The following is a 19,983-nucleotide window of genomic DNA, read 5'->3' on the forward strand; positions in this document are numbered from 1 at the left end:
TTCAATCAACACGAACGCCGGAGCGCATCATTTTTATTTATATGGCGGCTAAACTACCGGCGCATCGCTTTCCAGGCGTTTATCAGCCCATTGGTAGAAGAATCATGCGAGGTTATCTCTTCTTCGTTTTTCAGCTCCGGAAGCACTTTTTTAGCCAGCTGTTTCCCTAATTCCACTCCCCACTGATCGAAACTGTAAATATTCCAGATTATACCTTGCACATAAATTTTATGTTCGTACATGGCAATTATACTACCAAGGGTACGCGGATCGAGTTTTTTAAACAGAATAGAATTGGTTGGCTTATTACCGGCAAAAACTTTAAATGGAGCTAGCTCCTCTATTTCAGCTTCCGATAAACCTTCTTTTCTAAGCTCTTCCGTTACTTCTTCCATAGTCTTGCCATTCATTAAAGCTTCGGTCTGAGCAATAAAATTAGAAAGCAGGATTTCGTGATGCTCGCCCAATGGATTCTGGCTATTAGCCGGTACCAGAAAATCGGCAGGTATAAGTTCTGTGCCCTGGTGAATAAGCTGGTAAAAAGCATGTTGCCCGTTTACTCCCGGTTCGCCCCAAACCACCGGGCCAGTTTTATAGCTAACTGGCCTACCGTTCCGGTTTACAGATTTTCCGTTGCTTTCCATATTGGCCTGCTGGAAATAAGCCGGGAAACGGTGCATGTATTGGTTATAAGGCAATAATACTTCGGTGCAGGCGCCAAAAAAATCAGTATACCAGATACCGATGAGGGCAAGCAAAACCGGAATATTCTGCCGAAGCTCCGTTTTGCGGAAATGGTTATCCATGGCGTGGGCACCATCGAGTAATTGCACAAAATTTTCGTAACCCAGTACGCAGGCAATGGAAAGACCAATGGAAGACCACAAGGAGAAACGACCGCCAACCCAATCCCAGAAAACGAACATATTTTCTTCGGCAATGCCAAAAGCTTTAACCGCTTCAAGATTAGTGGAAATAGCTACGAAATGTTTGGCTACTTCTTTTTCGTTTTTGGCAAACTCCAGGAACCATTTTTTTGCCGATGCAGCATTGGTCATGGTTTCCTGGGTGGTAAATGTTTTGGAGGCAATGAAGAACAAAGTGGTTTCCGGATCTACTTTCTTCAGCACTTCCGCCAGGTGCGTGCCATCAATATTCGACACGAAAAAGGCTTGTAGATGTGGTTTCTGGTAAGGTTTCAGCGCTTCGGTTACCATGTAAGGTCCAAGATCTGAACCACCAATACCAATGTTCACAATAGACTTTATTGGTTTGCCGGTATAGCCTTTCCAGTTGCCGTTTATTACGTTTTCGGAGAATTCTTTTACCTGTTGCAGCACCCGGTTCACTTCGGGCATTACATCCTGGCCATCTACCAGTACCGGCTCGTTGGAACGATTGCGCAGTGCGGTATGTAAAACGGCGCGTTTCTCGAGCTCGTTTATTTTATCGCCGGAAAACATTCTTTCAATAGCATCGGGAAGTTCGCATTCCTGTGCCAAATCGAGTAAGGTTTGCAGGGTTTCTTCGTCGAGCAGATTTTTAGAATAATCTACCAGCATGTCTTCGAAGCGGGCGGAGAATTTAGAAAAACGACTTGGATCTTCTGCAAAAAGAGTTTTTATATGCTGTTTTTTCAGGGCTGTGTGGCACTGCCCTAACTTTTTCCAGGCATGGGTTTCTACAGGATCTATGTTTTTAAGCATGCGTTTTTCTTGAGTATCAGCAAAATTAGCAACTATCATGGACATAACGCTACGTAATTTCCGTATACCAGTTTGGCTGGCTACAAGTGTGAAGATAAGGGTAAAAAATCAAACTGCATGGCAGAACATCATAAATTAGGAACCACCGGCGAAGCTGTTGCAGCCAAGTATCTGGTAAATAAAGGATTCGAAATTCTTACCCAGAACTACCGTTATAAAAAAGCTGAAATAGACCTGATCGTCCGCAAAGATAATTTACTGGTATTTGCCGAAATTAAAACCCGCAGTTCCGATAAATTCGGCTTCCCGGAGGAGTTTGTAAGCAATCGAAAAATCGAACTCTTTTTAATGGCCGCCGATGAATACATTTTTCAGCAAAACTGGCTTCACGACATTCGTTTCGATATTATTTCAGTTACGGCTAATAGTAACGGCACTTTCAACATTCATCACATTGAAGATGCCTTTCATTAACTTAAAAAGTGGGGGAATTGTTTTAAGTTTTTTTACCACTCCGGTTTACAGTGACTTTTTTGAGCCAAAAGCATAGCGTTTTACCAACGGAATTTCAAACCGCACACTTCAATAATGCAAGAATTAAGTTACTTCTGCTGGTCGCGTTTATCGAGTTTGCCTTTCTGGTAGATCAGGGAATTGTTCTTATTCCACTCGCGGTACAGATAAGGCTCAAAAGGCTCGTCGTAAGCCGATTCCGGGTATTTATATTCGTAACGCTTGCGGTTCCGGAAAGGCCAGAATTCGATCCAGGAGCCTACTTTTTTACCTTTTTCGTATTGCCCTTCCCGTTCCAGCAAACCGTCCGGCCGGAACTTTACATAATCGCCTTCCACTTCGCCATTCATATACGGAATCACTTCCTTTACTTTTTGTTGCGCAGCATCATAATACGTAATCTGGGCATCGCGCGGAAAGCCTTTTTCGAAATGCGTTTTCCCTAAAAGCAGCCCGTCACGGTTATATTTTTCCCAGCGCAGATGTTTGGTGCCTACGTAGAAATAACCTTCTTCCAGCACTTTGCCGTTCTGCAGCTTTTTGTAATGCCCGTGCAATATTTTGGAAACTTTGGGATCGATGGTGCGGCCTTTGAAGATTTTGCGGCGGCGTACATTGTAGTAATATTTGGCCGGCGCATAAGCACTGGGTTCTTTGTAGGTACGCAGGTAATGAAACACCTCCGTAACGGCGCCTTTACCGGAACCGCTTCGGGCCACACCTTTTTTAATGCGGTAGCCCAGAAAAACTTTTTTCTTTTTCTTCTTGGTTTGCTTTTCTTCTTTTACCGTAGTTTTTGCTCCTGCAAGCGCGGCAGCTTCAGCAGCTTGTCTTACCGAATCCTGCGGCGTAGATTTCACCAATGTATCTGGCTTTGCTCCGGTTGGCGGAACCCCATTTTTCACTTCCGGCTTGGGCTTCATATCTACGTTATAATTGCGCTGCGAGCAGGCAAACGTAAGCACCAGAAAAAAAAACGGTATTATTTTATTAAGAAAAACTAAACGCATTTGCAGGAAAATTCAATAATCAGCTAAAAGCTAAAACGTAAAGATGGTAATATTTCGTATTCCGGCAAAAAACGTTTTCGTTTCTATTTTGTTCTTGCAGTTTCTCTGAAAAATTCCAACCGCTTGCTACTAAATTCGTTCTACTTTTTAACATTGCATTATAATTTCATAAATTTGCACTTCAGCTACTAAATACTATGTTTGTATTAGCAGCCCTTTTCTACTAATTCAGGGCACCCTCCTTACCTGTTTTGTTTTCGGCAACCATTCCTGCGGTTGCCCGGTATTTTCTGCAATTTTATTTTTTTTACGATCATGTCTTTAACTGAACTTTCTCAGAAGAAGCGGCCATCGCTATTCTCAATCATAAAACAAGCCTTACAAGGCCACGACGAAGATTATACCACCGGCAGCATCCGCCGCGCGGTAATTTTACTAGCCATTCCCATGATGCTCGAAATGGTCATGGAATCGGTTTTTGCCTTGGTAGATTTGTATTTCGTAGGCCATTTACACAACAGCAGTTACGCCATTCAAACGGTAGGTTTAACTGAATCGGTGCTTACGGTTATTTATTCTTTAGCAGTTGGAATAAGCATGGCGGCTACGGCCATGGTTTCGCGACGCGTAGGCGAAAAAGATTACGCTGCAGCGGCCAAAGCCGGGGTACAAGCCATTTTAATTGCTACAGCCCTGAATATATTGATCAGTATTTTCGGGGTTATTTATGCCACCGAAATTCTGCTTTTAATGGGCGCTTCGCCGGAAGCTGCCGCGCACGGAACCCTTTTCATGCAGATCATGATGGGCAGCAGCATTTTCATTATGCTTTTGTTCCTGATTAACGGGATCTTCCGGGGCGCCGGCAACGCCGCCATTGCCATGAAAAGCTTAACGGTGGCCAACATAGCCAACATAATTCTCTGCCCCATTTTCATCAACGGTTTCGGACCAATTCCGGCATTTGGGTTAACGGGCGCAGCATTGGCAACTACCCTGGGCCGCGGCCTGGGCGTAATGTACCAGTTGTATCATCTTTTCAACGGCAAGCATTTGCTGAAGATTTACTTTTCGCATTTCGTACCAGATTGGCCCCAGATAAAAGACATTGCGAAGGTTGCTGCCCCGGCCGTTTTGCAGTTCGTAATTGCTTCCTGCAGCTGGATATTCCTGGCGCAACTCGTAGCAACTACCGGCGGCGATCATGGTTCGGCGGGTTACCAAACGGCCTTACGTTTGCTCATGTTCTTCATGTTGCCGGCCTGGGGTTTAAGCAATGCCGCCGCTACCTTGGTTGGTCAGAATTTAGGTGCGCAGCAAATTAAACGCGCCGAAGACTCGGTGATTACCACCGCCAAATACAACGTTATTTTCATGGTGATCATTACCATTCTGAGTTTAGGCGGCGCGCATATTTTCGTCTCGTTCTTCACCAACGATGTGCAGGTGCAGCAAGTAGCCATTCAGGCCATTAGAATTATGAGCGTGGGCTACATTTTCTACGGCATCGGCATGGTGTTAATTAACGCTTTCAACGGCGCCGGCGATACCTGGACGCCTACCAAAGTAAATCTGTTCGGCTTCTGGCTTTTCCAGATCCCGCTGGCATATTTCCTCGCAAAGGGTTTGGATATGGGCCCTACCGGCGTTTTCATAGCCATTCCGGTTGCCGAAACGGCTATTACCATTGCGGGTATCATTCTGTTTAAAAGAGGAAAGTGGAAGCAGGTAAAGATCTAAAAACGGTATGGTTTTAAGGTGAAAAAGTAAAAGTCTGGCAAATGCCGGGCTTTTTGTGTGGATTCTATCCGTCATCCCGAGCGAAGCCGAGGGAACTTATGAGGCCAGTATTTAAACCGAGATTTCTAGATTAGAAGTTGATATTTGAAATATTTAAAATAAAAGCCCTATAAGTTCCCTCGGCTTCGCTCGGGATGACGAACTGGTTAAATATTATGCTTTGATAAGGCAAAAAACGCTATGCTTTTAAGCTCAAAAAATCAGAATCTCCTACAATCATATCTCAGCAACCTGATTAAAATTTCAGAGTAGCAACCGGAAAAAGCAATTGCCGGATTGCCGCCAAATGCGCAAACAAAACCAATGGAACGACAATACCAGGCAACCAAACGAACGGGAAATATAGAATGGCAATATTCGGTTGGTCAAAAGCAAATTGCTGAAAAGGTGTAGGCGCTGAAAGTATTGCATTGATAATGATGTTGAACAGCAACCCAAGGCAGATAAAATTCCAGAGCAAAATCACTTTCGGACTCAAGACCTTCTTCACGAAGCCAAAATAATAAACTAACGGCGCAGTTAATCCGGAAATAATATCAAAATTCCGGCCTTCGAAAGTCATTAACTGCGGAACGGATTCGTGCAGAAACAACCAGAACAGCACCAACTCGATCGGTATTCTGATGATGTGCAGCAGCGTTAAAGTTTTAAGATTCAGGTTATCAATAAACTCTTTCCCTTTCCGGGTCAGAAACATGAAAAGGATAATTAGCAAAGGTGGCCCGACTAACAGCAAAAATCGCGGCGGCAGCGTATGGGTAACGGTGAAAAAACCGGTCCGGGCTACGATTGCCTGAATCACTAACAAACCAAATAATACCAGCAACACCAACCTGTTCCCGTTAGCCGCGCTATGAAAAAACAAAACCGTAAGTCCGGTAGTCAGCACAAAGATCAGCGGAATGTAAAAAGGCAGGTTTTCCATTGTGGTTTCAGACTTTATAATGGCTTTGAAAGCGATCAAATGCCCAAGTTCAGACGCGGTAATTTCCAAAGAAAAATCACAAAAACAAGGAAGCTTCCCTAAAGGATTCTGCCCGTTGCTTAAAAAGAAAAACGCTATGTCCTCAAATCAAAAAAGTCTGCTTATGCAGCAGACTTTTAAGTGTAGATTTAAACAAGCGAAAATAAAGCTCTCTCCTGTTTTTAGCTATTGGGTAGGGTTACTCCTTCTCAATCAACTCCACGCTCCGCTTCACAAATGCCGTAAGTGCTGCGCCGGAAAGCATGTTCTGCGACAATAAAGCTAAATCAAATGCCTGACGGGCAATTTTTTCTTTGCTTTCATCGCGGGCTTTTAAAATGCGCTGAATGATCGGATGGTTACCGTTTACGCTCACGTTGTAAGAATCCGGCATGTTGCCCATGAACATCATGCCGCCGCCACCGGTTTTGGCCATGTCTTTCATGCGGCGCATAAATTCCGGCATGGTAATAATTACCGGCTGGTCTTCCGGCGAAAGCGGCTCTACTGAAACCATCATGTTCGTATTGTTGATCGCCTTTTCGAAGATCTCTTTCAGCTTGGTTTTTTCGTCTTCAGAAAGGATCATATCCTTCGTATCTTCCTTTTCAATCAACTTATCAATCGTTTCAGAATCTACGCGCTTCAGGGTAGTTTTTTCTACTTTCTGCTCCAGCAAACCAATAAAGTGGCTGTCAATTACGCTGTCTAGTTTCAGTACGTCGTAACCGCGGTTCTGCGCAGCTTCGATAAAGGCATGCTGCTTTTCTACATCAGTCGCATAGATCCAAACTTCGTTTCCGTCTTTCGCGGTCTGGTTGGCCTGCACGAAAGCTTTGTATTCTTCCATGGTGAAATACTTGCCTTCCAGGTTCTGCAGCAAGCCGAAGTCTTTGGCTTTGTCGTAGAATTTCTCGTCAGAAAGCATGCCGTATTTCACAAACACGTTAATGTCGTTCCACTTCTCTTCGTAAGCTTTGCGGTCTTTTTTGAATATTTCGTTCAGCTTGTCGGCTACTTTCTTCGTGATGTAAGTATTGATCTTTTTCACGTTGCTGTCGGCCTGCAAAAAGCTGCGGCTCACGTTCAGCGGAATGTCCGGCGAATCGATCACGCCGTGCAGCAGCATCAGGAATTCCGGAACCACGTCTTTCACCTCATCGGTTATGAAAACCTGCTTGGAGTAAAGCTGAATTTTGTTTTTCGTGAATTCGAACTCGTTCTTGATCTTCGGAAAATACAGAATACCGGTTAAATTGAACGGATAATCTACGTTCAGATGGATCCAGAAAAGCGGCGGCTCCGAGAACGGATAAAGTTCGTTGTAGAATTTGGTGTAATCCTCGTCGGTCAGTTCAGAAGGCGAATTGGTCCAGATCGGGTTCGGATTGTTAATTACTTCACCTTCGAACTCCACTTCTACCGGCAAAAATTTGCAGTATTTATTCAGAATAGTTTTTAAACGGGCCGGCTCCAGAAATTCATCCGAATCGGCAGCTACGTTCAGAATCACATCGGTTCCGCGTTCAGATTTTTCAGAAGCAGTAATTTCAAATTCAGTAGAACCGTCGCAGATCCAACGCGCCGCTTCGGTGCCTTCTTTATAAGATTTGGTATCTATTTCTACGGTATCGGCCACCATAAACGCCGAGTAGAAACCAAGACCAAACTGACCAATGATCTGGTTCGCATCGGGCTTGTCTTTGTATTGCTCTACGAATTCGGTAGCGCCGGAAAAAGCGATCTGGTTGATGTATTTCTTGATTTCCTCAGCGGTCATACCAATACCGCGGTCAGAAATAATGATCTTGCGGGCATCTTTATCCACGCTTACTTTCACTTTCAGGTCTTCGCCAACGTCGCCTTTGTATTCACCAATGGCGCTCAAACGTTTCAGTTTCTGCGTGGCATCCACGGCGTTCGAAACCAGCTCGCGCAGGAAAATTTCGTGGTCGGAATACAGGAATTTTTTAATGATCGGGAAAATGTTCTCGGTGTGGATCGAGATGGTACCTTTTTCTGCCATAATTTTATAATGTGCTAATTTTTTAGTTTGCTAATGTGCTGTTTAAAAACGCTATGGTTTTTGCCCGAAAAAGTCATTTCAGGCCTTTTGCGCTTTTCAAAATTTATTCCAGACCTGAAATTTATGACAGGATGGCAGCACAGTGGTGTAATTATTGCTGAGCAAAAGCCTTTTTACTGCCTTAACTTAAACCTTGCATATTTGCTGAAACTGTTACCTTTACATTCTATGCTTAGTTTACAATTTATCCGCATCAGAAAAGAGCGTCCGACTGAAAAATGCCTTGCTTCTATCTGGAGCGATGCGTGTGCCCAATTCCAGATTCCCTGCGTGCTGATCTACCTGAATGAAGAAACCGCTTATATTACGGCTAACCTGAAACATCTGAAATTAGCTCCCGACTTTACTTCCCGTCAGGCGAACTTTAACGAAACGTTTCAGGCCCTGCACCAAAAATTTACCGGCAGCGACAAAGGTTATTGGCAACACAATAATTATTACCACACCTTCGATGCCGTACCAAAACCTGTAGTTCTGGAAATGGGCAGCGCCATTTTCCGGACTTTCGCGGAAATTTAAGCCGGTTGGAAGCGTAACAGCCTCAAAATGCTATATAGTTATTAATTAATGCAGTTAAACAACAAAAGATGAGGCTTAATATAAAAAGGGTAGCAGGATGGTACTTAATAAATTTTTGCATTAAATATTTCCAAGATAACCTAAGCACCATTTCTTAACATCCTAAAAATTGACAACCTTTAGGTGTGAATAAAGTTGAAACCTTCATCTGACAATCGCTATATCATTATGATTCAGGATTAGTTTCACCTTTTACAATTAGATGGTTGTATAGCATGCACAGTTCAAAATTCATTCAGATCCGTAAAGAGAGAAGCGTAGAGCAACGCTTGGCCAGTATCTGGCTCGATGCCTGCTGCGAACTCGAGATCCCTTGTATTTTGATTTACCAGAGCCACTGGAATGCTTACATTTCACTAAATCTTAAATTTATTCCGGAAGCATTAGCCGAAAGTTTTGACCAGGATGAGCTCCAGAAAAAACTAAGCCTGATCCAGCAGAAATATACTGCCGCCGCAACCGGTTACTGTCAGCACAATAATACCTACCATACCTTCGATTCTATTCCAAATGAATTTGCGGCACAAGCAGCCGCTGAAATCTTTGACACAATCATCAATCCTGACTATTTCCAGGAACATATTTTAAAACTGGAAGAACAACAACTCAGCGCTTAAGAATCTCCGGAAATAAAAGCTAAAAGCGAATTCCTGCTTATTTTGTATCTTTACCGCCTGAATTAAAACTTAAACGTGTTCCGGCATTTCCTTGCATATTTCCTGTTGTTGCTTTTCTTTCGCGTGTTGGCGCCGGAACAGGCCATACTGGCTTTGCACAACCACGAACACACCGCGCACGCCCACGACGAAAACGTAACCCACATCGACGTAAAGCACACGCATTGCCACGTCGATCAACTTTTCGATGCACCTTTTCAGCCAACCACGCAGTATTTTACCTTTGCGCAACCGCTGGAATTCTTCACCCACACCTTCGTTTACCAATCTGTCTGGAAGTTCACCTTTCCGAACAATATCCAGCTCCGCGGCCCGCCAGCATTAAGCTAAATTCCCCGTTCGCCTGCATTTATTTTCCGGAATTCATTCCTGGAAAACGCTATGGTTTCTGTGGTTAAAACCCACAAAGTGTAGCAAAACGCTATGGTTTTCGGCTTAAAAACTCAACACATTTGTCATCCTGAGCGATAACGAAGGACCTCGTCGGCTCCCGGCAGAAATATTTCTGCCAAAAGCCAACAAGTTGTTTCGCCAGCGCGCAACATGACAAAGCTGGTGGTGACATTTGAGCTAATTCCCATCCGGATTCCGTTTAATCCAACTTAGCAGGCACCCTTACTTTTAGTTTAATTTTCTGGCCCGAAACGCTTGACGCCGGCACTTTAAGGTGCTAAAACCATAGCGTTTTTGCAACGCATTTTATATGAAAATCCCATTTCTGCTTATACTTTTTCTCACCGTTTTCAAAGCTTTTCCGCAAAACAGCTTGACCGGCAAAATAACCGACCAAACCACAAAGCAATCCATCATTGGCGCCACCGTTTACCTGCCCGATCTGCGACAAGGCGCTTCTACCAACGCCGAAGGTATTTTTGAACTGAAGAACCTGCCCAAAGGCAAATTTCTGGCTCAGATCCGTTACGTGGGTTACAATTCGCTCACGCAATTCCTGGAAATAAACGGCCCAACCACGCTCAATTTTGAGCTGACCCCATCGGTTACCGAACTTGGTGCAGTGGTTATTACCGGTGTTTCGGCGTCTACGCAGCGGCATCAGAATCCGGTTCCTACTACCGTGGTTAACCAGGAAGAATTGCAGCAGCGTACGGCCACCAACGTGATCGATGCCATTGCCAAAACGCCCGGCATTTCGCAGATCAGTACCGGCGCAGCCATTTCTAAACCGGTTATTAGGGGTTTGAGCGGCAACCGCGTGGTTACGCTAAACAACGGCATGCGCCAGGAAGGCCAGCAGTGGGGCGAAGAACACGGCGTGGAGATCGATGAATTTTCGGTGGACCGTGCCGAAATTGTGAAAGGCCCCGGCAGCATTATGTACGGCTCCGATGCCATGGCCGGCGTTATCAACTTTCTTTCGCCCGATCCCGTGGAAAACGGCCGCATCATTGGTTCCTATTCCGGAAATTTTCAGACGAACAACAACCTGATTGGTAATTCTATTTTTAACGCCGGCAATCTGAATGGTTTGAACTGGCAGGCGCGCGCGAGCCATAAAATTGCCGGCAATTATCAGAATCGCTACGATGGCAAAGTCTATAATTCAGGTTTTGAGGAAAAGAGCGCGAGCGGTTACGTGGGCTTGAATAAAAGCTGGGGATTTTCGCATCTCAACTTCAGCACGTTCAATCAGAAGGTAGGTTTAATTGAAGGCGAACGCGATTCTTTGGGTAATTTCCTGAAGCTGGTCGAGATCGATCATCATCCGGAAGAAGTGCCGGTTACCGACGAAGATCTGAAAGGTTACCAGATAAACGAACCGTACCAGACCATTAACCATTTGCGGTTTTCGTCGCAGAATAACGTTATTCTGGGCCGGTCGCGGGCAACGGTAAACGTAGATTGGCAACGCAATTTGCGCCAGGAATTTGGCCACGCCCACGCCGAAGAAGATCACGATCATGACCACGGAGATGAACCCGCGGAAGACGCTTCTTTAATTTTCGATCTGCAAACCTGGAGCTTCGGTTCGAAGTATTTTCTGCCGGAATTTTCGGGCTGGAACGCGACTTTCGGAGTTTCGGGCATGCACCAGACGAACCAGAACAAAGGCGAAGAATTCCTGATCCCGGAATACCGACTGACCGACCTGGGCGTTTTCGGCTTCATCACGAACAATCACCCAACGTTACATTTAAGCAGCGGCCTGCGTTTTGACCAGCGCAAACTGACTTCCGATAAATTGCTTTTAACCGAAGCACACACACCAACCACCAACCCAGAAGAAGCTGTAGAAACAAAATTCACTGGTTTTTCCCGCAGTTTTTCCAACATTTCTGCCAGCGCCGGCGCGACCTACGATCTGAGCAAAAAACTTACTGCCAAGCTGAACGTGGCGCGCGGTTTCCGGGCACCAAATATAGCCGAACTTGCTTCCAATGGTAGTCACGAGGGTACTTTGCGTTACGAGATTGGCAACCCCGATCTGAAACCCGAAACCAGTTTGCAATTCGATGCCGGCTTAATTTTAGAAACCGAACACGTTAATTTCGAATTCACCGGCTTCAGCAACCACATTCAGCAGTACATTTTCCCGGAAAAGCTGCGCAGCGTTTTCAGCGGCGATTCTATAAGCAACCCTGAAAACCCGACGGCCACGTACAAATTTACGCAGGGCAACGCGCATCTGTACGGCGGCGAAATCATGATCGACCTCCACCCGCACCCGCTCGATTGGCTGCATTTCGAAAACACTTTCTCTTTTGTACGCGGCAAGCAACTTAACCAACCCGATTCCACCACCAACCTGCCGTTCATTCCCGCGCCGCGCTTGCAATCGGAAGTCCGCGTAAATTTCAGCCCGAAAAGTGCCTTGGTTAAGAACTGGTTTGCCCGCCTGGAAGTGGAACGCTACTTTGCCCAAAACCACTTTTACGCCGCCAACCACACCGAAACCGCCACGCCGGGCTACACGCTTTTCAATCTGGGCGCCGGCGTAGATGTACCGAACGGTAAAAATGCCACGCTGTTTTCTTTATATGTAACGGCCAATAACCTTTTCGATGTAGCGTATCAAAACCACTTAAGCCGCCTAAAATACGCTGCAATAAACGAAGCTACCGGTCGTACAGGCGTTTTTAATATGGGAAGAAATGTGAGTTTTAAGGTGATTGTGCCGCTTAGTTTTAAGTAGTGCTCCACGGGTTAAAACCCGTGGGAATCAGGGCGATTTATGGCAGCGGCGGCATTTGTCTGGAACACGATTTTCAGGATTTTAGAGATTTACAGGATTTTTCTGAAATGCAGCTTAAAACGCTATGCCTTTGAGCCCTAAAAGTCATTTAAAACGCTATTGCAAACGCCTCTAAAACCCCGAAACGTTATCCCGAAACCAACTGATTGCCACGGGTTTTAACCCGTGGAGCACTGCAGTAAACGGCTTAAAATGACAGAGATTTCTGAAAAAACGATAGGGTTTGGAAGCAAAAAACCGTAGGGTTTGGAAGCAAAAAACCGTAGGGTTTGGAAGCAAAAAACCGTAGGGTTTGGAAGCAAAAAACCGTAGGGTTTGGAAGCAAAAAACCGTAGGGTTTGGAAGCAAAAAAGTGCCGAGTAAACTCGGCACTTTTTTATTGAACATTAATTTTCTGAAACTGCTTTTCAAATACAGCAATAACCAAACATCGCACTGAAATTCAGGGCAATGAGCAGGGTGTAGATCAATCCATTTCTATACCGCAACGACAACATATTCAAACCCATAAGCACCATTAAAGCAGCACTGAAGGTATTTTCAAAACTGTTCATGGTTTCATGACTGAAGCTTTGGAACATGGCGTAAGCAATAAAAAACGGCAGCACGGCATTTAAAGCCATCAGGAGCGGCATCAGGAATTTATGCACGTACTTTTTCGTTTTTTTCTTTTCTTCCATTGCTTTTAATTTTCTTCATTTTCAGTTTTTCAGCTACAAACCAAATGCCTACGCAAGCCAGGAACAGATACAGCAAACCGGTATAAACCAGCGAAGTAGGCCCGGAACCAAACAGCAAATGACTGATGAACAACAATACAATTACCAACCCGATCGCCGAAGTATAAAGCACCACGAAATATTTGGCCGGTCTGGCGAGTTTGCTTTGCTGGCGGTTCAGGTAAATGTAGTAGCCGGTTATGGATAAAAACCCTGAGGTCAGGCCGAGCAGCACATAAAGGATCTTCATAGGCAGGCCCGCAAAATCGCCGAAATGAAGGGCTTCCTGCACATAAAACAGTTTATCAGTTGCTTTTTGCTGGCGTATGTCGTACTGAAAACGGGTTTCTAAAGTGGTTTTATCCAGCACCAGCACCTGCGTATTGCGTTCGTAAACCTGGCCCGGAATATTGCCACGAAATGAAATGGTATTTTCGCCTTTGGCAGAGAAATTCAAAACCGCCGGTATCATTTCCGGAAAAACCTGGGTGGCCCTTTTCAGCGCAGCATCGTAATCTACGGTTTGTACCACATCAGCTTCCGGCGTAATTATTTTTTTGGCTTCGTAACGGTTCGGGTTTTTAATATCCAGCCATTTCATGTAATAGCTTTGCATTCCTATCCAGGCGCCCGTTACGGCAATCATCAGGTTAAAGAACAGCGAAAGCACCCCGATCATTTTATGCCAGTCGGCAAAAAGCTGGCGCAGGTTTTTGGTGCGGATTGCCGTGAAAGCCGCTTGCTTCAGGAACTTCCCATAAATTAAAAACCCGAGTACCGTTACAATGAAAAAAGCAATTCCGAAAATACCCGCCGCCGGCCGGCCCCAGTAGTTATCATAAAACCGCACGTGCAGATTTCGGATGAAAAACGATACCGTTTTATAGTAATCACGGCTGCCTAAAAACTGGCCGGTGTAGGGGTTTACAAAATATTGCCGCGCGTTATTCGCAAAAGCTTTGTCTATAATATTTGCGCCGTTTTCACTTCCCACAAACACGTGCGCCATTATTGCGTCGGTTTCGGTGCGCGGAAGTTCAATGCTGCTAATGCTGGCTTCGGGCTGACTTTTACGGATTTCGGCCTGCAAAATGGCAATGAGTTCGTTATACGGTTTGCGCTCGCCGGTAACTTCCACTTTCAGCAAGCGCCGGTCGGCCAGCGTATCTATTTCTTCTTTAAAAACCGCCGCCGCGCCCGTTATGCTCAGAAACGCAATAAAAATACCGGTGTACAAGCCCAGCCACGAATGAATTTTCCAGAGCGTTTTGTTTGATATGGCCATAAATAGAAAAACTCCGGCTCCCTTTCAGGAACCGGAGAAATTAGGATCTGAATTAAAATGTATAAGCTACCGACATTAAATAGTGGCGCGGCGCACCCGGGAATAAACGTGTGTAGCCATAACCGCCGGTCCAGTGGGTTTCGTTGGTAAGGTTGTTAACTTTCAGCGAGATCTGGAATTTGTTGATGTTGTAGAACAAAGCCGCATCGAACAGGGTGTAAGCCGGAAGTTTCAGGCCCAATTCGTTGCCGTTGTCGTCGGTTAAGAATGTATCGAAGGTGTTCCGGATGCCTGTAAAGTTGCTTCCTACGCCAAATCCCAGCCCGTGCAGTGCGCCTTTGGCAATGGAATAACGCACCCACATACCGCCCGAATGTTTCGGAGCATTTTCTTTTATGCGGCCAATCTCTTTCTCGTCGGCGCTTTTGGTAATTTCGGTATGGTTGAACGCATAATTGGCTGTAACCGAAAGATTGGGCAGAATATTACCGGTAAGGTCAAGTTCCGCGCCACGCGCCCGTTCCTGACCACGTTGCTCCAGCAGATCCGGATTATCGGAATTTCTGGCATTTATCAGAATGTTGTTCTGCTCTATCTGGTAAACCGCCAGGTTAGCCGTTAAGCGCTGGTCGAACCACTCGGTCTTGAAACCACCTTCTATCATGTTGCTGGTTAACGGATCGAACGGACCGCCAAATCTTTCCGGATCGCCCAAGGTGCCGGCGCTTTGCGGCTGATAACCCTGCGCATAAGTGGCGTACGCATTAATGTTGTTATTTATGCCGTAAACCAAACCAAGGCGCGGAATAAGAGCCGATTGCGTTACTTTTTCTTCGTTATCTTTCTTATAGTTCAGGTAATCGTAATAGAATTCCTGGCGCAGACCGAGCAATACTTGCAGCTTTCCTAACTTCACCTGGTCTTGCAGATAAATTGCGTTGGAATAATATTTAGAAGTGGCAATGTTAGAGCTGGTCATGAAATAGTCGCTGGTGTTGGCTACCGAATAATCAGGATTGGTCAAATCGAAGTGCGGAATATTCGGAACCGGGTTGCCGTTTTTATCCAGCAGGTATTTTGCTTTATCGGCCGGTTTATACGTATTTATCACGCCGTTATTGGCTGCGTTGCGGTAACCGCGCGCATTCTGGCTCGAGCCGCCAACCGGAATAACTTTCTGCTGATAATCGTAGCCGCCCACTAATTTATGTTCCAGGAAACCGGTTTCGAAATTGTAAACCAGGTACGCGGCCACGTTATCGTTAAAGGTTTGCTGCATGCGGCGGATCGTTTGCATTTCCATCAAGGTCGGGATCTGGTTGCCATCGCCGTCCACGGCAAAGTTGTTCGAAGTGCGGTGCTCCATTAGATCTTCTTTGCCGGTAAATTTCATGTATGAAGCATTAAAGGAAAGCTGGCTGGTAAACTGGTGGCTCAACGAGGAAGTTACGTACAGATAATCTTCGTTCAGGTAATCGTTTCCGCGGGCAATGGCAAAATTGGTTGGCGTAGAATACAGGCTGGTTCCGGCGGCCGCACCAAAAATAGGTTGACCGCGGTCCAGTTTGCTATGGTTGGCGCTATACACCATATCGAAGTTCACGCGGGTTTTAGCTGTAGGCAGAAACGAAATGGAAGGCGCGATCATAAAAGCTTCCATGCCCTGCAGATTGCGGTAGGTTTCGGTGTTTTCGTAGCCTAAGTTCAGGCGGTAAAGCAAGGATTTATCTTCGTTCATCGGGCCGGTAAAATCGGCCACGGCGCGGTAGGTATTAAAGCTTCCCACGGTAAACCCAATGGACTGACGGCTGATATCGAGTGGTTTTTTGGTTACGCGGTTAATGGTTCCGCCCGGATCGGTATTACCGAAAAGTGCCGAAGCCGGACCTTTAATCACTTCAATTCTTTCCAGGTTATTGGTTAACGGCTGGCCCCAGAAACCCTTGGAAACCCGCAGACCATTCAGCAATTGGTTAGAACCCGAACGGAAACCACGCAAGGTAAAATCGTCGTAGCTCGAAAACTGGTTTACGCCGCTGATATTTTTCACCACATCACCCGTCCGGAAAGCTTGCTGATCCTGCATTACTTCTTTGGTAACGTAGCTGATAGCCTGCGGCACATCTTTTAAAGCCGTAGCGGTACGGGTTCCCAGAAAGGAAATGTCGTTTTTATAAGTTACTTCCTTACGGCCGGTAATTTCTACGGCCTGCAGGCTGGTGGTCTTTTCTTTGCCGGTAAGTTTTACCTGCAGCACTTCCTGCGCCGTTACCATAATTTCCTGTTTCACAACTTCGGTGGTAAGTCCGCTCAAGATCAGGGTTTGTACGCCGGCCGGCACGTTTTCAATTTTGAAGTTTCCTTTTTCGTCGGTAGTAGTTCCTAAAGTGGTGTTCAGAATGGCCACGCTTACAAAACCAAGCGGCTCATTGTTGCTGTTCACCGCCTGGCCTTGTACGATTCCGGTGGAAGTCTGTGCGAAAGCAGCAACGTTAAAGAAGATCATGAGCAACCCGAACAGTACAGCTTTCAGGTTGATTTTCTGATTGTTGAATAAAGTTTGGTAGCGGTTTAGCATAGGTTATTTTTAGGGTAACTGATTAAATTCCGGCACAAGGTTAAGCACTATTTAGACTTAATCCAAATAAAAATAACCTTATTTGGTTAGCAACAGGTGTATTTACGGCCTCAGATTTTTAAGATTTTATTTGAAATCCGGCAAATTCGGCGTTACTTTTTAGGCACAAAACCCTAGCGTTTTTTCCATGTCCGAAACTCTGAAAACCAACCGTTCTGTGGTGCTCAACACAGCCGTAATTGTAGCTGCATTGGGCTATTTCGTAGATATTTACGACTTAGTTCTATTCAGCATTGTGCGCGTACAAAGCCTTACAGATCTGGGAATTTCCACGGCCGATAATTTAGACAAAGGCGTTCTGCTGCTGAATATGCAAATGGCCGGAATGCTGATAGGCGGAATTTTGTGGGGAATTCTAGGCGATAAACGCGGAAGATTAACGGTACTTTTCGGTTCTATCCTGCTTTATTCACTGGCCAACATTGCGAACGGGTTTGTGCAGAATATTGAGCAGTACGCGTTTTTAAGATTTATTGCCGGTGTAGGTCTGGCCGGCGAATTGGGCGCGGGCGTAACGCTGGTTTCGGAAGTGCTGCCGAAGGAAAAACGCGGCCTGGGAACGATGATCGTAGCAACCGTGGGCGTTTCCGGGGCGTTGCTGGCTTTTTGGGTGGGCGACTTTTTTGGCTGGCGGAACGCGTATTTTATTGGCGGCGGCCTGGGTTTGCTGCTCTTGTTTCTGCGGGTGAGCGTTTACGAAAGCGGCATGTTCAAGAACCTGAAAGAAGCGAGCGTAAGCCGCGGCGATTTCTTCAGTTTGTTCACCAACGGGCCGCGTTTCAAAAAATACCTGATGTGCATTCTGGTGGGCGTGCCGCTTTGGTACGTGATCGGGATCTTAATTACGTTCTCCCCGGAATTTGGCAGAAGTCTGGGTGTGCAAGGCGAAGTTTCGGCGGGAAAAGCGGTTTTCTACTCGTATTTCGGTTTGATCTTCGGCGATTTTCTGAGCGGTTATTTAAGCCAGTTGCTCAAAAGCCGCAACAAAGTAATGGTCATTTTCCTGCTTTCCAGCGCCACCATGATCGCGGTTTATTTCCTGAGCAAAGACGTTTCGCTGCCCATTTTCTACTTTATTTGTTTCGGATTGGGCATTACGTCGGGTTTCTGGGCGGTTTTCGTTACCATTGCCGCCGAACAATTCGGTACCAACTTACGCGCCACCGTGGCCACCACCGTTCCGAATTTTGTGCGCGGCTCGGTGGTACCCATGACGCTGGCTTTCACTTCCATGAAAAGCAGTTTCGGGTTGCAGACCAGCGCCATTATTCTGGCTGCTGTAACCATTATCCTGGCGCTGTATTCGGTTAGTCAGCTGAAAGAAAGCTTCGGCAAGGACCTGGATTATTACGAATAGGAATTTTTCCGGCCTAAAATTGTTCAGGAGTTGATTAAACCAATTTGTAATTTTGCAGCATGATCATATACAACGTAACTGTAAGCATAGATAACCGCGTGGCCGAAGAATGGCTGCAGTGGATGAAAGAAGTACATATTCCGGAAGTAATGGCTACCACGTATTTCGTTAAAAACCAGATTGCCCGGGTTATGGAAGACGAAGACCACGGCGGCACCACCTACGCCATTCAATACACCGCCCGCAACATGAACGACCTCATGGAATACCAGCGCAACCACGCCCCGGCGCTGCAAGCCAAACATTCCGAGCGCTACAAAGACCAATACGTAGCTTTCCGGACAGTGCTGGAAGTTATTGAATAACTTTATATGTGAAAGAAAAGTCCCCCTTCGGAGGGAGTTGGGAGAGGACCACATTATTGCGTCATCCCGACGACAGGAGGGATCTTATCAAGTTAGAAGTAGCTTTTATTCTGGCTCTACTACCTACTTCAAGAGATTTCTCCTTACGTCGAAATGACAAAACGTAAAATTCTCCTCCTAACCCCTCCAAAGGGGGACTTACTTCAAGTCTGAAACCTCAAAAACGGTATGCTTTTTACCTAAAAAACCCCGAAGCAGCTTCGGGGTTTTACTTTTTCAGGCGTTTTGCCTACCATTATATGCGTATTATTTCATAAAGAAGTATCCATTGCCGTGTGCTTTAGCTGACGGTTTTAGCATCTGATCTTTTGGGCTTTAGCCTAAACTTTTATGGAAGATTAATTTATGCTAAAGCCACGCATGTTTCGTCTGCAATCCGTCAGCTAAAGCAGACGGCAATGAAAAGAAAATTGTGAAATTAGATCAGCCCCGACTTTTTCAGCTGTTTTGACTACCGTTATATTCGTGCAGTTCTTTTTCCGACATCCGGCAGTTTATCCATTCCGGGTCGAGGTTGGCTTTGGCTCTTTCGTAGAATTTTATGGCCGGTTCGTTCCATTCCAAAACCTGCCAGGCAAAACGTTTCGCGCCCAGTTCTTCCGCCTTTTTCGCTACCGCATCGAAGAGCTTTTTACCAACACCAAAGCGCCGGTATTTTTCTGTGACCACCAGGTCTTCGAGGTAAATGGTTTTGCCTTTCCAGGTAGAGTACGCCGTGAAATAAATAGCAATGCCAATAATGCCGTCGTCCGAAGTTTCCGCTACAAAAAACTGAAAGATCGGGTTCTTCCCGAAACCATCTTCCCGCATCATGTCCAGGGTATTGGTTACTTCCTGCGGCGCTTTTTCGTATTCGGCCAGTTCCTGAATTAAGGCCAGCGTTTGGGGCAGGTCGGTTTCTTTTCCTTCACGGACGGTGATGTTCATTTGGTTAATGATTAATGATGAAAACGCTAGGATTTTGGGGTGAAAAAGTAAAGGTAAGGAAAACATATTGCTCTTTTTCCCTCCAG

At 45.7% G+C, this 19,983-nt stretch carries 16 protein-coding genes; 8 read left to right on the forward strand and 8 right to left on the reverse strand.

What is annotated here, in order from left to right; genetic code table 11:
* Nucleotides 1–53: 53 nt before the first annotated feature.
* Nucleotides 54–1,706, reverse strand: a complete 1,653-nt coding sequence (gene pgi / locus ACFPIB_RS09000) for a glucose-6-phosphate isomerase (protein WP_378017109.1) — start codon at nucleotides 1,704–1,706, stop codon at nucleotides 54–56.
* Nucleotides 1,707–1,823: 117 nt separating this feature from the next.
* On the opposite strand from pgi, the gene ACFPIB_RS09005 reads away from it, so the two are divergent.
* Complete coding sequence (locus ACFPIB_RS09005; protein WP_378017110.1) at nucleotides 1,824–2,180, forward strand: YraN family protein; 357 nt, start codon at nucleotides 1,824–1,826, stop codon at nucleotides 2,178–2,180.
* Nucleotides 2,181–2,308: 128 nt separating this feature from the next.
* On the opposite strand, the gene ACFPIB_RS09010 is transcribed toward ACFPIB_RS09005, so the two are convergent.
* A complete protein-coding gene (locus ACFPIB_RS09010) occupies nucleotides 2,309–3,229 on the reverse strand; it encodes a toxin-antitoxin system YwqK family antitoxin (RefSeq protein WP_378017111.1) in 921 nt (306 codons plus the stop codon).
* Nucleotides 3,230–3,544: 315 nt separating this feature from the next.
* Between ACFPIB_RS09010 and ACFPIB_RS09015 the strand changes: the two genes are divergently transcribed.
* Nucleotides 3,545–4,969: an MATE family efflux transporter gene (locus ACFPIB_RS09015; protein ID WP_378017112.1), complete on the forward strand. Its 1,425-nt coding sequence runs from the start codon at nucleotides 3,545–3,547 to the stop codon at nucleotides 4,967–4,969.
* 295 nt (nucleotides 4,970–5,264) lie between these two features.
* On the opposite strand, the gene ACFPIB_RS09020 is transcribed toward ACFPIB_RS09015, so the two are convergent.
* Entirely contained in the window at nucleotides 5,265–6,023 is a 759-nt protein-coding gene (locus ACFPIB_RS09020; RefSeq protein ID WP_378017113.1) for a hypothetical protein, read from the reverse strand.
* A 169-nt stretch (nucleotides 6,024–6,192) separates the two neighbouring features.
* Nucleotides 6,193–8,019: a molecular chaperone HtpG gene (htpG, locus tag ACFPIB_RS09025; protein WP_378017114.1), complete on the reverse strand. Its 1,827-nt coding sequence runs from the start codon at nucleotides 8,017–8,019 to the stop codon at nucleotides 6,193–6,195.
* A 228-nt stretch (nucleotides 8,020–8,247) separates the two neighbouring features.
* Here htpG and ACFPIB_RS09030 point away from each other — a divergent pair, with 228 nt between their 5' ends.
* The 4 genes from ACFPIB_RS09030 to ACFPIB_RS09045 all read left to right on the forward strand — a co-directional run bounded on the left by ACFPIB_RS09030 (nucleotide 8,248) and on the right by ACFPIB_RS09045 (nucleotide 12,486).
* Nucleotides 8,248–8,598 carry a hypothetical protein gene (locus ACFPIB_RS09030; protein ID WP_378017115.1) on the forward strand — a complete coding sequence of 117 codons (351 nt, stop codon included), beginning with the start codon at nucleotides 8,248–8,250 and terminating at the stop codon, nucleotides 8,596–8,598.
* 275 nt (nucleotides 8,599–8,873) lie between these two features.
* On the forward strand, nucleotides 8,874–9,275 hold the full coding sequence (locus ACFPIB_RS09035) for a hypothetical protein (protein ID WP_378017116.1): 402 nt from the start codon (nucleotides 8,874–8,876) through the stop codon (nucleotides 9,273–9,275).
* Nucleotides 9,276–9,350: 75 nt separating this feature from the next.
* Nucleotides 9,351–9,665, forward strand: coding sequence for a hypothetical protein (locus ACFPIB_RS09040; protein ID WP_378017117.1), 315 nt, complete (start codon nucleotides 9,351–9,353; stop codon nucleotides 9,663–9,665).
* 373 nt (nucleotides 9,666–10,038) lie between these two features.
* Complete coding sequence (locus ACFPIB_RS09045) at nucleotides 10,039–12,486, forward strand: TonB-dependent receptor (RefSeq protein WP_378017118.1); 2,448 nt, start codon at nucleotides 10,039–10,041, stop codon at nucleotides 12,484–12,486.
* Nucleotides 12,487–12,953: 467 nt separating this feature from the next.
* On the opposite strand, the gene ACFPIB_RS09050 is transcribed toward ACFPIB_RS09045, so the two are convergent.
* From ACFPIB_RS09050 to ACFPIB_RS09060, 3 genes are read right to left on the reverse strand one after another with little or no spacing between them, the layout of a single operon-like run.
* Nucleotides 12,954–13,226: a hypothetical protein gene (locus ACFPIB_RS09050; RefSeq protein WP_378017119.1), complete on the reverse strand. Its 273-nt coding sequence runs from the start codon at nucleotides 13,224–13,226 to the stop codon at nucleotides 12,954–12,956.
* Entirely contained in the window at nucleotides 13,189–14,550 is a 1,362-nt protein-coding gene (locus ACFPIB_RS09055) for a PepSY-associated TM helix domain-containing protein (protein ID WP_378017120.1), read from the reverse strand. The genes ACFPIB_RS09050 and ACFPIB_RS09055 overlap by 38 nt, the downstream gene beginning before the upstream one ends.
* Before the next feature lie 52 nt (nucleotides 14,551–14,602).
* The gene (locus ACFPIB_RS09060; RefSeq protein ID WP_378017121.1) at nucleotides 14,603–17,128 is read right to left on the reverse strand and encodes a TonB-dependent siderophore receptor; all 2,526 of its coding nucleotides are present in this window, start codon (nucleotides 17,126–17,128) and stop codon (nucleotides 14,603–14,605) included.
* 187 nt (nucleotides 17,129–17,315) lie between these two features.
* On the opposite strand from ACFPIB_RS09060, the gene ACFPIB_RS09065 reads away from it, so the two are divergent.
* Both ACFPIB_RS09065 and ACFPIB_RS09070 read left to right on the forward strand, forming a co-directional pair.
* A complete protein-coding gene (locus ACFPIB_RS09065; protein ID WP_378017122.1) occupies nucleotides 17,316–18,545 on the forward strand; it encodes an MFS transporter in 1,230 nt (409 codons plus the stop codon).
* Nucleotides 18,546–18,604: 59 nt separating this feature from the next.
* Nucleotides 18,605–18,910, forward strand: a complete 306-nt coding sequence (locus ACFPIB_RS09070; RefSeq protein WP_378017123.1) for a DUF4286 family protein — start codon at nucleotides 18,605–18,607, stop codon at nucleotides 18,908–18,910.
* Nucleotides 18,911–19,408: 498 nt separating this feature from the next.
* Here ACFPIB_RS09070 and ACFPIB_RS09075 read toward each other — a convergent pair whose 3' ends face one another.
* Nucleotides 19,409–19,897, reverse strand: coding sequence for a GNAT family N-acetyltransferase (locus ACFPIB_RS09075; protein ID WP_378017124.1), 489 nt, complete (start codon nucleotides 19,895–19,897; stop codon nucleotides 19,409–19,411).
* Nucleotides 19,898–19,983: the final 86 nt, after the last annotated feature.

Origin of the sequence: Adhaeribacter terreus (assembly GCF_042657365.1) — a bacterium.
Classification (GTDB): Bacteria; Bacteroidota; Bacteroidia; order Cytophagales; family Hymenobacteraceae; genus Adhaeribacter_A; species Adhaeribacter_A terreus.